This window comes from Massilia sp. MS-15 (assembly GCF_020176695.1).
Taxonomy (GTDB): Bacteria; Pseudomonadota; Gammaproteobacteria; order Burkholderiales; family Burkholderiaceae_D; genus Telluria; species Telluria hydrophila.
In genome coordinates, this window is sequence record NZ_JAIWIA010000001.1 from 35,857 (window position 1) to 50,444 (window position 14,588).

Below are 14,588 nucleotides of genomic sequence, written 5' to 3' on the forward strand. Positions count from 1 at the left end.
ATCACCGACAGTCACCTTCGGCCTGAACCCGGTTTTATCCAGCTACAGTATGAAGTACCCCGCTCCAGGGCTCACGGCTGCCGCCGAGCCCCCCGCCGCATACCAGTCCGCGCGCCTTTCCGCACATTCCGCCGCCGACGCCGCGACCCCGCCCCAGGCGGCGGTCCTGGTCGTCGACGACGCGCCTGCCAGCCTGGGACTGCTGCACGACATGCTGCGTGGCCAGGGCTACCGTACCTTCGTCGCGATCTCCGGCGAGCGTGCGCTCGACCTGGCGCAGCGGGTCCAGCCCGACCTGATCCTGCTCGATGTCGTCCTGCCCGGCCTGGACGGCCTGCAGACCTGCCGCCGCCTGAAGGACAACCCGGCCACCGCCGACATCCCGGTGATCTTCGTCAGCGCCTGCGCCGACACCGGCGACATCGTGGCCGGCTTCGACGCGGGCGCCGCCGACTATATCGCCAAGCCGCTGCGTCCGCTCGAAGTCTGCGCGCGGGTGCGCGCCCAGCTCAAGGCCCGCTCGGCGAGCCGCTCCGATACCCAGCAGGCGCGCCGCCTGAGCATGATCGTCGAAGGGATGGACGAAGGCCTGCTGCTGCTCGGCCCGGATGGCCGCATCCAGTACGCCAACCCGGCCGCCGAGCGCTGCCTGGGCTACCGCGAGGCCGAACTGGCGGGCCGCCCGCTGGCCGCCCTGCTGGCCGGCACCGCCGCCGCCGACTACACGGCCTATTTCAGCAGGCATGCGCCGCAGGCCCACTGTGACAGTGGCAGTGGCAGTGGCAGCGGCAGTGGCGAGGCGCGCTGCCGCGGCACCCGCGAGGTACTGCTCCAGCAGCCCGACGGCGGCCTGCGCGCGATGGACCTGAGCCTGTCGGCGATGGCCTCGGGCGAGCAGCTCCACGTCGCCCTGCTGCACGACATCACCCATCACAAGCAGTCAGAGACCGCGCTGCAGCGCGCGGCCCTGGCCGACCCGCTGACCGGCATCGCCAACCGGCGCCAGTTCGACACCTGCCTCGAGCGCGAATGGCAGCGCGCGGTGCGCAGCGCGCGTCCGCTGTCGCTGCTGGTGCTGGACGTGGACCACTTCAAGCTGTACAACGACCTGCTCGGCCACGCCGCCGGCGACCAGTGCCTGCAGGCCGTGGCCAGCACCCTGCAGGCGCACGCCCTGCGCGCCACCGACCTGGCGGCGCGCTACGGCGGCGAGGAATTCGTGCTGCTGCTGCCAGACACGCCGCATGCCGGCGCGGCCAGGGTGGCCGAATCGATCCGCGCCGACATCGAGCGCCTGCGCGTGCCCAATCCACGCTCGCCCACTTCAGACTTCGTCACCGTCAGCGTGGGCGCGGCCAGCTTCGTGCCCAGCCTGTTCGACGACATCCGCTCGCTGTTCCTGGCCGCCGACCGCGCCATGTACGACGCCAAGGCGGCCGGGCGCAACCGGGTGCTGGCGGTCGAGGGCGGGTATACCTGGGAAACCCTGCAGCGCATGCTGGCGCGCTGAGCGCGCTTTTGCCTCACATGCGCTGCGGATAGCCGGTGATGCGCGCGATGTCGCGGTACATCGGCCGCAGCCGGCGGTACATCTTCAGGTACACCTCGCGGTACAGGCGCTCGTACACGGCCTGGCTCGCCGCATCGGGTTCGAACACCCGTCCGACCCGGGTCATGGCGCGCAGCGCCGCATCGAAGTCCGGATGCAGGCCAAGTCCCACCGCGGCATCGATCGCCGCGCCCAGGCCCGAGGTCTCGTACACGTGCGGCCGCGCGGTGGGCAGGCCGAAGATGTCGGCGGTGATCTGCATCGCCACGTCGCTCTGGGAGCCGCCGCCCGACACGCGCAGATCGGTGATGCGCGCGCCGCCGCGCCGTTCGATGCGCTCCTTCCCTTCGCGCAGCGCATAGGCCAGGCCTTCCAGGATCGCGCGGTATACGTGGGCCCGGGTATGCACGTCGCCGAAGCCGATGATCGCGCCCTTGGCCTCGCGTCCCGGCACCCGGATGCCGGGCGTCCAGTAGGGCTGCAGCATCAGGCCCATCGCGCCGGGCGGCACCGCCCGCGCCAGCTCGTCGAACAGGCGCTCGGGCGCCACGTCTTCCAGCAGGGCGCGCGCCTGCTCATGGTGGCCGAACTGCTCCTTGAACCAGTTGACCATCCAGTAGCCCCGGAACACCTGCACTTCCACGCTGTAGGCGCCGGGCAGCGCCGCCGGATAGGGCGGCACGAAGGGCGTCGCCTCCAGGTAACGGGTGGTGGTGGCGTTGATGGTGGCCGTGGTGCCGTAGCTCAGGCAGCCGACATGGGGCGCGGCGCAGCCGGCGCCGAGCACCTCGCAGGCCTTGTCGGCTGCCGCCGCCAGCAGCGGCAGTCCCTGCGGAATGCCGGTGTCCTGCGCCGCCGCGGCGCCAATCTCGCCCAGCCGCGCACCCGGCTCGGCCAGCTCGGGCAGCATGTGCGGCTCCACGGCCAGCGCCTGCCACTTCCAGTCGCGCCGCCCGGCCCAGCGCCGGCGCCGGTAGTCGAACGGCAGGTAGGCCACCTGCGAGCCGGACGAGTCGGCGAAACGCCCGCACAGGCGCCAGTTCAGGTAGCCCGACAGCAGCAGGAACTTGTCGGTGGCGCGCCAGACCTCCGGCTGGTGGGCGCGGATCCAGTTGATCTCGGCCTCGCCGCGGAAGTAGTTCACCGTGCCGTCCACCCGCGCCAGCTTGAAGGCGGCGCGCCACAGCGCGCCGACCGGCGGCACCTCGTCGGTGCGGCGCTGGTCGAGCCAGGTAATGGCGGGACGCAGCGGCCGGCCCGCGCGGTCGAGGTTGATGACGGTGCCGCGCTGGGTGGTCACGGCCACGCCGGCGATGCGCGCCCGGTCGGCGCCGGGCTCGGCCCACAGGCGCCGGCAGGCCAGGCACAGGGTGCGCCAGAAGCCTTCCGGGTCGTGCTCGGCCCAGCCGGGATGGGGACTGGTGTAGTCCTGCAGCGGCACCTGCGCCTTGGCCACCAGCTCGCCGCGCAGGTCGAACAGCAGCGCCCGCACACTTTGCGTGCCGTTGTCGATGGCGAGGATCAGCGGATCATGCATGGGCGCTCCCGGCCGGGATGCCGTGCTGCTCGCCCACAGGGCAAGTTGGCTTCGAATACCACGGCAGCTTGCCTGGAACGTCTAACAACATCTTGTTTGTCGTGATAGCAATATCGTACACTGGACCATTCTAACCGTCTGCCATCGTCCCAGGAAAAGACATTTAGATATTGGAGAAGACAAATGCATGGCCCAAGCCCTGACACGACTTACCCCATGGAAGGCTTTCCGCAAATTTGTTTCCTGAAAAATGTCATCACACGTCCACACATTGAAGTCGGCGATTTCACGTACTACGACGATCCGGACGGGTGCGCAAATTTCGAAAAAAACGTGCTGTATCATTTTCCTTTTATTGGAGATCGGCTAAGAATCGGTAAATTCTGTGCGATCGCACGCGGTGTCAAATTCATCATGAATGGTGCCAATCACCAGATGAGCGGTATCTCGACCTACCCATTCTTCATTTTCGGCAACGGCTGGGAGCTTGCGCGCCCGTCCGCAGATGAGCTACCGTACAAGGGCGATACGGTCATCGGCAACGATGTTTGGATCGGCTACGACACGCTGATCATGCCAGGTGTAACTGTCGGAGACGGCGCGATCATTGCAGCGCGCTCAGTGGTAACAGCCGATGTCCCCGCCTACGCGATCGTTGGCGGAAACCCGGCACAGATGGTGCGATCACGGTTCGACCCGGATAGTGTACGGAGACTGCAATCAGTCGCCTGGTGGGATCGTCCGATAACGTGGATCAGCAGACATCTCAACCAGATTCGAGCGGGAGATGTTGATGCGCTCGAGAACGCGGCGGCTGTTGATTCGTCGAAATAAGCATGCCAGGTGAACCGGCTTTTTGCGGGGATTATTCCCCCTCCCGAAGTGCCGGGGAATGTAATAAGATTGTGTGACATACCCCACCCTTCTACCCGGGAGGTACACAAATGCGGCTCGTCATGGTACGCAGCGTTGCGCTAGCCCTGTCGTTTGCAGTGTCGGGATTTACCTACGGGACCGAGATCACCCCGCGAGCGGGCCGGCTGGCGCTTCAAGACTTTCAAGCGACCACCCTGAGTGCCATGCGCGAGACCGAGCGAGTCGGGTTCAACGCATATAGTGATCGCCTGTCGCCGACCCTTCGGAAATACGTGGCCGTCAGCGCGATGTCGGCCGTTATGTTAGGCGACGACTGGCAAACGCTCACCCCGGCCCAACAGACCGAATTTTCAGATCTTTTCGGCCAGATATTTTTACTGACGCTACGCGATGCCTTTCGGTCGACTGGTGTCTCCAGCATGGGGCAGATGGAAACCTTTGCCGGTGATATCTTCCAACCCACGGGTACTAAATCAATTGCGCTTTGTGAATCGCTAAAACTTGATAGGTGCGACAGCCTTGTGGTAGTGAGCAACAAAGTAGGGGATACAAGTCCATCCGGTGGTGTTCTGAAGCTCGGATATCAGTTGATGCCTACCGCTGATGGATGGGTCATCGTTGACGTGAGCATCAACGGCTTATCTGTACTTACCTCCTATGCGTCTCAGAACAGACGAATCCTCAAGAATCAGGGCGCCGACCGGCTGCTGAGCGAGATGAGATCACTGCTCCAGCGCATCCAGAGTAGAAAATAGCTTGTGGTAAGCATCGAATGATGCCCATTCCTTCCAGCGAGCGGACAGTTTCCGATGCGCGTCGCTTTCCTGCAACTACCGCTCATGTCTCCGAGGCACTAACAACAGGTTTGTTAACTTCCTGTGCTACTGGGTCTGTGGATAAGCCGCCACCCTATGTGACGAGAATCGGGACGCGACGCACTTGCTGACAGCAGCGCGTGAAAGCAGAAATAAGCCTGCACGTACCTGCTGATAACTTCAGGCATTCGATGGCGATTCTGGGCACTGAGAGCATGTTTGCAGCGATCGGAGCGTACGCCCGTTCTTTGACACTGCAAGGCCTGTTTGGAGCCTTATCCGTACTGGCCCTGCTGAAAGTGCCCAAATGGGACTGCAAGGCCTGGAACGCTTCTTTACATTCCCGAACAGGCTTGATCCCTACAACTCAGCTCCCCGTCCTTCGTTTTGAGTGTTTACGCGCGATGGGTCGATAGCGGACGCACGCAGGTTTGGCTTGAACGCCAAGCTGATGGCTGTTGTTGCGGGTGAACTGCTTATTACTTGACAATCAGTTCAAGTGATCCTAAAGTGATATCACTTTAATGTCACCCACCAGCGAAGGAAACGACCATGCATGCAGCCCCCTCCCGCCGCGAAAAGGCATTCTCTTCCGCAAACGGCTACCTGGCAGCCGGCGCAGGCATCGTCCTGCTGGCGGCCGCGGCCTGGCTGCTCAATGGCGGCGGCCCGTTCGCCTTCCTGGCCAGCGTGGCGCTGGGCCTGGCCGGGGTACTGTGCTTTACCGGCCTGTTCATGCTGCAGCCGAACGAGAGCGCGATCCTGACCCTGTTCGGCAAGTACATCGGCACCGACCGCGGCGAGGGCCTGCGCTGGGCTTTCCCGCTCTACGTGAAGCGCCGCCTGTCGCTGCGCGCCCGTAACTTCAATGTCCCGACCATCAAGGTCAACGACAAGCGCGGCAACCCGGTGGAGATCAGCGCGGCGGTGGTCTGGCGCGTGCGTGACACGGCCCAGGCGGTGTTCGAGGTCGACGATTTCGAGCGCTACGTCGCGATCCAGGCCGAGGCCGCGCTGCGCCACCTCGCCTCGCAGTACGCCTACGACGAGGGCGAAGACCTGCACCAGGACGAGACCACGCTGCGCGCCGGCATGGACGTGGTGGCCGATGCGCTGCAGCGCGAACTGCAGGCGCGCTTCGAAGCTGCAGGCGTGGAGGTGCTGGACGCCAAGCTGACCCACCTGGCCTATGCCGCCGAGATCGCCCAGGTGATGCTGCGCCGCCAGCAGGCCGAAGCCATCATCAGCGCCCGCGCCAAGATCGTGCATGGCGCGGTGAGCATGGTGGAATCGGCGCTGAAGGGCCTGTCCGAGCGCGGCATCGTCGAGCTGGACGACGAGCGCAAGGCGGCGATGGTCAGCAACCTGCTCGTGGTACTGTGCTCGGACAAGGAAACCCAGCCGATCGTGAACACGGGCACCCTCTACAACTGACCGTACAGCATGGCAAGTCCAGGCAAAAAAGCGTATCCGCTGCGGATCGACCCCGCCCTGTGGGATGAACTGCAGCGGCTTGCCGCGCGCGACCTGCGCAGCGTGAATGCGCAGATCGAGTTCCTGCTGCGCGAAGGACTGGCGCGGCGCGGCATCCGCCAGCCCGAGGCGAGGAACGCGAACGGAGACGAAGACAGCGAAGGCGGGTCGGCCTAAGCCGCAATATCGGCCGGCCGGCCCGCGCTGCCGCGCACCCTGCCCGCCGCGCCATCGAAGGCATAGGCGCCGGCTTCCATCGATTCCCAGCGCCCTTCCCCCATCAGGTGCAGGACGTGGGTATGGTGGCGCAGCACGGCCGCGCGGTGGGCGATGCTGACCAGGGTCGCGCCGCTGTCGCGAAGGCGCGCATACAACGCCGCTTCGCTGCCGCTGTCGAGCGCACTGGTCGCCTCGTCCAGCACCACGATGGCCGGCCCGTGCACCAGCACCCGGGCGAAGGCCAGGCGCTGCTGCTCGCCCACCGAGAGCAGTTTTTCCCAGTCCTGCACGGCCTCCAGCCCGCCCACGCGTTCGGCCAGGCGCGGCAGCTGCACCTGGTCCAGGATCTCCAGCAGGGCCGCGTCGTCCAGCGGCGAGTCCGGGCTCGGATAGGCAAGCTGGCTGCGCAGGGTGCCAGCCTGCAGGTAGGGTTGCTGGGGCAGGAAGAAGAACTGGTCCAGCGCTGGACGGTGGATGGTACCGCTGCCATGACACCACAGGCCGGCGATGGCGCGCAGCAGCGAACTCTTGCCGCAGCCGCTTTCGCCCGTGATCAGGAGCGCGTCGCCAGGCCGCAAGGCCAGGCTCAGCTCCCGCACCAGGACCCGGTCCGACTGCGGCGGGTGCAGGGTCAGCCGGTCGAGGCGCAGGTGCGCGGCGGGCAGGGTCTGGATGCGCGGCGCCTTCGCCGCGGTCGCAGCCGCGCCCGGGACCCCACCCGCATCCGGCAGCACCAGCCGCGCCAGCGCCTGCAGGCGCTCGATGCCTGCCACGAAGCGGCTCAGGCTCTCGAAATTGTCGACGATCACACCCACCGCGCCCAGCACGGCGGTGAACGCGCCCGCGGCCTGCACCGCCCGCCCCACTTCCATCTCGCCCGCCAGCACGCGCTCGGCCAGGATCATGCCCGGCAATACCAGGGTCAGCTGGCTGAAGCCGCGCTGGAACACGTTCAGCGCGCACTGCTTGCGGATCAGGCGAGCGAAATTGCGGAATACCCCATCGAAACTGGCGTCGATGCGGGCCCGCTCCTGGGATTCGCCCCGGTAGAAGGCGATCGATTCGGCGTTCTCGCGCAGGCGCATCAGGTTGAAGCGGAAATCCGCCTCGCGCCGCAACTGCCAGAAGTTCAGCCGGATCAGCGGATTGCCGAACAGGTAGAGGGCGCCGACGGTTCCCGCCAGCGCATACACGACCAGCACGCCCACCAGAAGCTGCGAGATCGACCACAGCACGGCGCTGAAGGCCACCAGCTGCATCAGCGCACCGATGAAGACCAGCAGGAAGTGGATCGAGCGGCCGGTGAAACTGTTGATGTCTTCGCTGATGCGCTGGTCCGGGTTGTCGATCGCGCCGTCGGCGCCGAGGGAATAGTAGGTGCGTTCACGCAGGTAGCCGTCGAGGAAGCGCCCGGTGAGCCAGCGCCGCCACTGGTTGGCGAACAGGTCGCGCATGAAGTAGTACAGCGCATAGACGGGGACGGCGAAGGCCAGCACCAGCAGGCAGGCGCGCACCGCCTGCCAGAAACGGCCGCCCTCGCGCCCGGCCAGGGCCGAGGTCATTTCGCCGGCCTGCTCATTCAGCAGCACCGCGAGCCGGGTCTCGACCAGCATCAGCGCCAGCAGCAGCACCAGCAGGGTCCAGGCCTGGCCTTTCTGCTCGCCCAGCCAGTAGGGCCGGGCGACGGCGAGGAACTGCTTCCAGGCGGCCAGCGACAGCGGGGCGCCGCGCCGCGGCCCTTCCGCCGCGGAAACAGGAGGCGCGGCGGCGGGGCGGGCGGAATCGGGCGTTTTCATGTTTCGGACCAGGGCGTAAGGCAGGCTTCCAGCATACGGGCGGGCGGGCGCGCGTTCCGTGCAAAAGCGGACATAGCGCGGCCCCGGCAATGCGCTGCGGCGCTGCGCAGGGGCACGCAGGACTGGGCAGCGGCGGAACGCGCCATCCTGGTGGGGCTATAATTGTCCGAATCTCCACATTGCAGCCGCCGGTACCGACGTGAATCCCCATCTCGCCCAGCTCCATCCCTACCCGTTCGAACAATTGCGCCAGCTGTTCAGCGGCGTCACGCCGAATCCCGCCTACTCCCCGATCAGCCTGGGCATCGGCGAACCGAAGCATCCGACACCGGCCTTCATCGAGAAGGCCCTGATGCATGCGATGGCGGGGCTGTCGGCCTATCCGAGCACCCATGGCGGCGAAGCGCTGCGCGCGGCGATCGCCGGCTGGCTGGAGCGCCGCTACGGCATTCCGGCGCTCGACCCGGCCACCATGGTGTTGCCGGTCAATGGCTCGCGCGAGGCGCTGTTCGCCTTCGCCCAGTGCGTGGTGGACGGCGCGCGCGGCGACGCACTGGTGATGAGCCCGAATCCTTTCTACCAGATCTACGAGGGCGCGGCCCTGCTGTGCGGCGCCACGCCGTATTACGTGAATTCCGAGCCGGGGCGCAACTTCGCGCCCGACTACGGCAGCGTGCCGGCCGCGGTGTGGGAGCGCGTGCAACTGCTATACGTGTGCTCCCCGGGCAACCCGACCGGCGCCGTGCTCGGCCTGGACGACTGGCGCCAGCTGTTCGCGCTGTCCGACCAGTATGGCTTCGCGATCGCGGCCGACGAATGCTATTCCGAGATCTATGCCGGTTCGGTGCCGCCGCTGGGCGCGCTGGAGGCGGCGCATGCGCTGGGCCGCAGCGGCGGCGCGCATCCCTACCCGAGGCTGGTGGTGTTCTCGAGCCTGTCGAAACGCTCGAACGTGCCCGGCATGCGCTCGGGCTTCGTGGCGGGCGACCCGCGCCTGCTGAAGCAGTTCCTGCTCTACCGTACCTACAGCGGCGGCGCCATGTCGCCGCCGGTGCAGGCGGCGTCCTGCGCGGCCTGGAACGACGAGCAGCACGTGCTGGACAACCGCGCGCTGTACCGCGAAAAGTTCCGCCTCATCACCCCGCTCCTGAAACGCGTGATGGACGTCGAGCTGCCGGACGCCGGCTTCTACCTGTGGGCCGACGTGCGCCGCACCGGCCTGTCCGACCTCGAATTCACGCGCCGCCTGTATGCCGAATATAATGTGACGGTTTTGCCGGGCAGCTTCCTTGCGCGCGAGGCGCACGGCCTGAATCCCGGCCGCAACCGCATCCGCATGGCCCTCGTGGCCAGCGTCGACGAAGGACTCGAGGCGGCCAACCGCATCGTCGCGTTCTGCCAGGGCCTTTGACCGGCAGCGCCACCGAACCACCCAACCACCGAACCATCATGAGCCAACAACTCCAGAACATCATCGACACCGCGTGGGAACAGCGCGCGGAAATCAGCCCAGCCAGCGCCAGCGCGGAAGTGCGCGACGCCGTCGCCCACGTGCTCGCCGGCCTCGACAACGGCAGCCTGCGCGTGGCGCAGAAGGACAGCGGCAGCTGGGTCGTCAACCAGTGGATCAAGAAGGCCGTGCTGCTGTCCTTCCGTCTCGAGAACAACGTGCCGGTCGCCGCTGGCGACATGCAGTTCTACGACAAGGTGCCGACCAAGTTCGCCGACTATACGCCGGAAGACTTCGCCAAGGGCGGCTTTCGCGTGGTGCCGCCGGCGGTTGCCCGCCGCGGCAGCTTCATCGGCAGGAACGTGGTCCTGATGCCGTCCTATGTCAACATCGGCGCCTACGTCGACGAAGGCGCGATGGTCGATACCTGGGCCACCGTCGGCTCCTGCGCCCAGATCGGCAAGAACGTGCACCTGTCGGGCGGTGTCGGCATCGGCGGCGTTCTGGAACCGATGCAGGCGAATCCGACCATCATCGAGGACAACTGCTTCATCGGCGCCCGCTCGGAAATCGTGGAAGGCGTGATCGTCGAGGAGAACTCGGTGATCTCGATGGGCGTGTACATCGGCCAGTCGACCAGGATCTACGACCGCGCCACCGGCGAGATCAGCTACGGCCGGGTACCGAGCGGCTCGGTCGTGGTCTCGGGCAGCTTGCCCTCAAGCGATGGCAAGTACAGCCTGTACTGCGCCGTGATCGTCAAGCGCGTGGACGCCCAGACCCGCGCCAAGACCGGCATCAACGAACTGCTGCGCGGCGAGTGATCCGCGCGGGCGCCACGTGCGCCCGGCCTGTCCCGGGCGGGGGCCAGCGCGGCTCCCGCCGTTCCGCTTTCCCGGCCCGCGGCCTCCCGCCGCGCCGCGCCTTCCTTGTCCCGCTTTCGTCCTGGACAAATGCCACCACTGGATGCCATGCCGCTTGTTGTATTTCCATAGTGCAATGTATATTTCGCTTTGTCCTGGACAAACACCGACAAACGACCATTCACCAAAGGGCAGCATGAGTAACCTGAACATCATCGCATTCGGCAAAGACGACATCGAGAACAAGCTGACGGACATGTCGGCGACGCAGATCGACCAGCTCGCCTTTGGCGCCATCCAGCTCGACGCCCAGGGTACCATCCTGCGCTACAACGAGGCGGAAGCCCAGATCACCGGACGCCAGGCCAGCGCCGTCATCGGCAGCAATTTCTTCCGTGACGTGGCGCCATGCACGAACACCTCGCGCTTCAAGGGCGTGTTCGATGCCGGCGTGCGCACCGGCACCCTGAATACCATGTTCGAATACGTGTTCGACTACAAGATGACGCCGACCAAGGTGAAGATCCACATGAAGAAGGCGATCAGCGACGGGACCTACTGGATCTTCGTCAAGCGCCTGTAAGCCGATGTCGATGCCCCTGCCGCACCCCGCCCCCTGGTGGACCCAGCGTCCCGCGCTGCTGCGCTACATCGCCGACCTGGTGGCCGGCGAACTGGCCACCCTGCGCCACGATCCATCCATCGAGCCTGGCGCGTGGACCGGCAGCCTGTCGCTGCAGCAGGACCTGGGCCTCGATTCGCTCGAGCTGCTGCACGTGGCCGGCGTGCTGGCCACGGCGCTGGGCATGCAGCACAGCGGGGTCGAGGACTACCTGCTGGCGCGCCGCAGCCTGGGCGAGTGGGCCGACCTGGCCGCCACCGCCCTGGCCCACTGGGACCAGGAAATCGTGTTCAGCACCTCGGGCAGCAGCGGCCAGCCGAAGCGCTGCGTCCACGAACTGGCGTGCCTGGAGCAGGAGGCGGCTGCCCTGGCCTCCCTGTTCCCTAGACGGCGCCGCCTGCTGGTGGCCGTGCCCAGCCACCATATCTACGGCTTCCTGTTTTCCCATCTGCTGCCGCGCCACCTGGGCCTGGGACCGGACGACGTGCTGAGCGTGCGCGCACGCCTGCCCGGCCAGCTGGCCCGCCACACCCAGCCCGGCGACCTGGTGATCGGCCACCCGCTGTTGTGGGAGGCGGCCAGCGCCGCGTGCGCGCCGTTCGCGCCAGACGTGTTCGGGGTCAGCTCGACCGCGCCCTGCCCCGCTGCGGTGGCCGAGGCGACCGAGGCGGCCGGGCTGGCAGCCCTGTTCCAGGTCTATGGCAGCTCCGAGACGGGCGGCCTGGGCTGGCGCCGTACGGCGCGCGAAGACTACCGCCTGTTCCCTTACCTGGCGCGCGGCGCCGGCCAGCGCGGCCTGTTGCGCGCCCTGCCGGGCGGCGCCACCATCAGCCTGCAGGCCCAGGACGCGCTGGACTGGCGCGGCGCGCGCAGTTTTGCCGTGGGCGCGCGCTGCGACGGCGCGCTGCAGGTCGGCGGCGTCAACGTCTTTCCGGAACGGGTGCGCGAGGTGCTGTGCGCCCATCCCGGCGTGGCAGACGCCGCGGTGCGCCTCATGCGCCCGGACGAAGGCCTGCGCCTGAAGGCCTTCATCGTGCCGCACGCCGGCCATGGCGAAGCACGCGAGGACTTCGCGCGCGAACTGCGCGCCTGGGTCGATGCGCGCCTGGCGGTGGCCGAGCGTCCCAAGGCCTTCACCTTCGGCAGCGCGCTGCCGCGCAGCGCCATGGGCAAGGCGGCCGACTGGAGCATCGCATGACGCAGCCAGGCGCGCCGGCCACGCTGGGCATCGACGCGGTGGAGCGCGAGACCCGGCTGTCGAAGGACGTGCTGCGCGCCTGGGAAAAGCGCTACGGTTTTCCGCTGCCGGTGCGCGACGCGCTGGGGCAGCGCGCCTATCCGCTCGAGCAGGTCGAGCGCCTGCGACTGATGAAGCGCCTGCTGGACCAGGGCCTGCGTCCCGGACGCCTGGCCGGCTTGCAGCATGCGCAACTGGCGCAGCTCGTCCGGCAGGCGCCGCGCGCCGCGGCGGCGTGCGCCGGTACGGAAGCGCAGGCCCTGGTCGAGGCGCTGCTGGCGGGCGTCGGGCGCGACCCGGTCGCCCTGCGCGACGCCCTGCGCCAGCAGCTGGCGCGCCTGGGCGTGGAGCGCTTCGTGGAACAGGTGGCGGCCCCGCTCACCACGGCCGTGGGTGCGCGCTGGGCGGAAGGCGGTCTCGACATCTTCGAGGAACACCTGTACACCGAGACCATGGCCGGCATCCTGCGCCACGCGCGGGCTGCCCTGCCCGAGGCCGCCGGTGCGCCGCGCATCCTTCTCACCAGCCTGCCGGGCGAAGCGCACGGCCTGGGCCTGGGCATGATCGAGATCCTGCTGGCGCTGGACGGCGCCAGCTGCATCGCCCTCGGTACCGGAACGCCGCCCGCCAGCATCGTGCGCGCGGTCGAGCGCCAGGGCGCCGACATCGTCGCCCTGTCCTTTTCGGCCGCCTACCCGAAGCGCCAGGTGGGCGCGGCCGTGCTGGGCCTGCGCCGGCTGCTGCCGGAGCCGGTACAGCTGTGGGCGGGCGGGGCCGGCGTGGCCGCGCTGGGCGCCATCGAAGGCGTGCGCCTGCTGCCAACGCTCGCCAGCGGACGGGCCGCCCTGGTGGCGTGGCGCGCCGGCGGCGGCCAGCCTGGGTAGATCTTCCTGCGGTAGAATGAATTCGAATACATTACCGCAACGCAAGAGGCCCGACATGATGATGGAACGCCTGTTCCAGTTGATGAAAGAGAAGAACGCTTCGGACATGTTCTTCGCGGCGAATTCGCCTGTGCACATCAAGATCAATGGAAGCCTGATTCCGATCAACCAGAACCGGCTGGAGCCGGAAAACATCCGCGTCCTGTTATCGGAAGTCGTCTCGCCCGAGCAGATGGTCGAACTCGAGCGCGACAACGAGCTGAACATGGGCGTGTCGATGCCCAACCTGGGGCGCTTCCGCCTGTCGGCCTTCCGCCAGCGCGGCTCGATCTCGGCCGTGTTCCGCTTCGTGCCGGCGAACATCCCGCCGATTGGCGAACTGGGCCTGCCACCGGTGCTGCTTGATCTGATCATGGAAAAGCGCGGCCTGCTGCTGGTGGTGGGCGCCACCGGTTCCGGCAAGTCGACCACGATCGCCTCGATGCTGGACCACCGCAACGCCCAGCGCAGCGGCCACATCCTGACGCTGGAAGACCCGATCGAATACCTGTTCAAGAACAAGAAGTCGATCGTCAACCAGCGCGAGATCGGCAGCGACGCCACCAGTTTCGCCACCGCCTTGCGCAATTCGATGCGCCAGGCGCCCGACTGCATCCTGATCGGCGAGATCAGGGACAAGGAAGCGATGGCGGCGGCGCTGGCGTATGCCCAGTCCGGCCACCTGGTGCTGGCGACCCTGCACGCCAACAACAGCTACAACGCGCTGAACCGCATCATCAGCTTCTATCCGATCGAGAACCGCGCTGCCCTGCTGCAGGATCTATCGTCCGCCGTGAAGGCGATCGTCTCGCAGCGCCTGGTCAAGTCCGCCGCCGGCGGCCAGCGCCAGGCCGCGGTCGAGGTGATGCTCAACACCCGCTACATCGCCGACCTGATCGAAAAGGGCGAGATCGGCCAGATCAAGGAAGCGATGGACAAGAGCCTGTCGCCGGGCTCGCAGTCCTTCGAGACGGCGCTACTTCAGCTGGTCAAGGATGGCATGGTGACCCAGGATGAGGCACTGGCGAATGCCGATTCGGCGACCAACCTGTTGTGGATGCTCAACAATGGGCCGGATAGCGCGCAGCCGCCCGCCCAGGCGCCGCAGGCGGGTAGCGAGGTCGCGGCCACTTCATTCACCGAGTTTACGCTCAGCAACAACTGAATGGGCCGCCCTGCAAAGCGGAGCAGACGCGGAAAGTTGCTCATAGTAATGTTTCCACAAGCA

At 67.0% G+C, this 14,588-nt stretch carries 13 protein-coding genes; 11 read left to right on the forward strand and 2 right to left on the reverse strand.

Features of this window, described 5'->3' with window-relative positions:
* The first annotated feature begins 49 nt into the window (after nucleotides 1-49).
* Nucleotides 50-1,510: a diguanylate cyclase gene (locus LCI23_RS00180; protein ID WP_224942241.1), complete on the forward strand. Its 1,461-nt coding sequence runs from the start codon at nucleotides 50-52 to the stop codon at nucleotides 1,508-1,510.
* A gap of 13 nt (nucleotides 1,511-1,523) precedes the next feature.
* Here the strand turns inward: LCI23_RS00180 and LCI23_RS00185 are convergent, their stop codons facing one another.
* Nucleotides 1,524-3,086: an FGGY-family carbohydrate kinase gene (locus tag LCI23_RS00185; RefSeq protein WP_224942243.1), complete on the reverse strand. Its 1,563-nt coding sequence runs from the start codon at nucleotides 3,084-3,086 to the stop codon at nucleotides 1,524-1,526.
* A 183-nt stretch (nucleotides 3,087-3,269) separates the two neighbouring features.
* On the opposite strand from LCI23_RS00185, the gene LCI23_RS00190 reads away from it, so the two are divergent.
* The 4 genes from LCI23_RS00190 to LCI23_RS00205 all read left to right on the forward strand — a co-directional run bounded on the left by LCI23_RS00190 (nucleotide 3,270) and on the right by LCI23_RS00205 (nucleotide 6,427).
* Nucleotides 3,270-3,920, forward strand: a complete 651-nt coding sequence (locus tag LCI23_RS00190; protein ID WP_224942245.1) for a Vat family streptogramin A O-acetyltransferase — start codon at nucleotides 3,270-3,272, stop codon at nucleotides 3,918-3,920.
* A 110-nt stretch (nucleotides 3,921-4,030) separates the two neighbouring features.
* Nucleotides 4,031-4,717: a phospholipid-binding protein MlaC gene (locus tag LCI23_RS00195; protein ID WP_224942247.1), complete on the forward strand. Its 687-nt coding sequence runs from the start codon at nucleotides 4,031-4,033 to the stop codon at nucleotides 4,715-4,717.
* A 612-nt stretch (nucleotides 4,718-5,329) separates the two neighbouring features.
* Complete coding sequence (locus LCI23_RS00200; protein WP_224942249.1) at nucleotides 5,330-6,211, forward strand: SPFH domain-containing protein; 882 nt, start codon at nucleotides 5,330-5,332, stop codon at nucleotides 6,209-6,211.
* A 9-nt stretch (nucleotides 6,212-6,220) separates the two neighbouring features.
* Nucleotides 6,221-6,427 (forward strand): hypothetical protein, encoded by a 207-nt coding sequence (locus tag LCI23_RS00205; RefSeq protein WP_224942251.1) that lies wholly within the window; start codon nucleotides 6,221-6,223, stop codon nucleotides 6,425-6,427.
* On the opposite strand, the gene LCI23_RS00210 is transcribed toward LCI23_RS00205, so the two are convergent.
* On the reverse strand, nucleotides 6,424-8,265 hold the full coding sequence (locus LCI23_RS00210; RefSeq protein ID WP_224942253.1) for an ABC transporter ATP-binding protein/permease: 1,842 nt from the start codon (nucleotides 8,263-8,265) through the stop codon (nucleotides 6,424-6,426). The genes LCI23_RS00205 and LCI23_RS00210 overlap by 4 nt on opposite strands.
* Nucleotides 8,266-8,464: 199 nt before the next feature.
* On the opposite strand from LCI23_RS00210, the gene dapC reads away from it, so the two are divergent.
* From dapC to LCI23_RS00240, 6 genes are all read left to right on the forward strand, one after another.
* Nucleotides 8,465-9,676 (forward strand): succinyldiaminopimelate transaminase, encoded by a 1,212-nt coding sequence (gene dapC / locus LCI23_RS00215; protein ID WP_224942255.1) that lies wholly within the window; start codon nucleotides 8,465-8,467, stop codon nucleotides 9,674-9,676.
* 38 nt (nucleotides 9,677-9,714) lie between these two features.
* Nucleotides 9,715-10,539 carry a 2,3,4,5-tetrahydropyridine-2,6-dicarboxylate N-succinyltransferase gene (dapD, locus tag LCI23_RS00220; protein ID WP_224942257.1) on the forward strand — a complete coding sequence of 275 codons (825 nt, stop codon included), beginning with the start codon at nucleotides 9,715-9,717 and terminating at the stop codon, nucleotides 10,537-10,539.
* Nucleotides 10,540-10,774: 235 nt separating this feature from the next.
* The gene (gene pyp, locus LCI23_RS00225) at nucleotides 10,775-11,161 is read left to right on the forward strand and encodes a photoactive yellow protein (RefSeq protein ID WP_224942260.1); all 387 of its coding nucleotides are present in this window, start codon (nucleotides 10,775-10,777) and stop codon (nucleotides 11,159-11,161) included.
* Nucleotides 11,162-11,171: 10 nt separating this feature from the next.
* Nucleotides 11,172-12,398 carry a hypothetical protein gene (locus LCI23_RS00230; protein ID WP_224942262.1) on the forward strand — a complete coding sequence of 409 codons (1,227 nt, stop codon included), beginning with the start codon at nucleotides 11,172-11,174 and terminating at the stop codon, nucleotides 12,396-12,398.
* Nucleotides 12,395-13,321: a MerR family transcriptional regulator gene (locus LCI23_RS00235; RefSeq protein ID WP_224942264.1), complete on the forward strand. Its 927-nt coding sequence runs from the start codon at nucleotides 12,395-12,397 to the stop codon at nucleotides 13,319-13,321. Before LCI23_RS00230 ends, LCI23_RS00235 begins: the two co-directional genes overlap by 4 nt.
* 55 nt (nucleotides 13,322-13,376) lie before the next feature.
* A complete protein-coding gene (locus LCI23_RS00240) occupies nucleotides 13,377-14,525 on the forward strand; it encodes a PilT/PilU family type 4a pilus ATPase (RefSeq protein WP_224942273.1) in 1,149 nt (382 codons plus the stop codon).
* The last annotated feature ends 63 nt before the right edge of the window (nucleotides 14,526-14,588 follow it).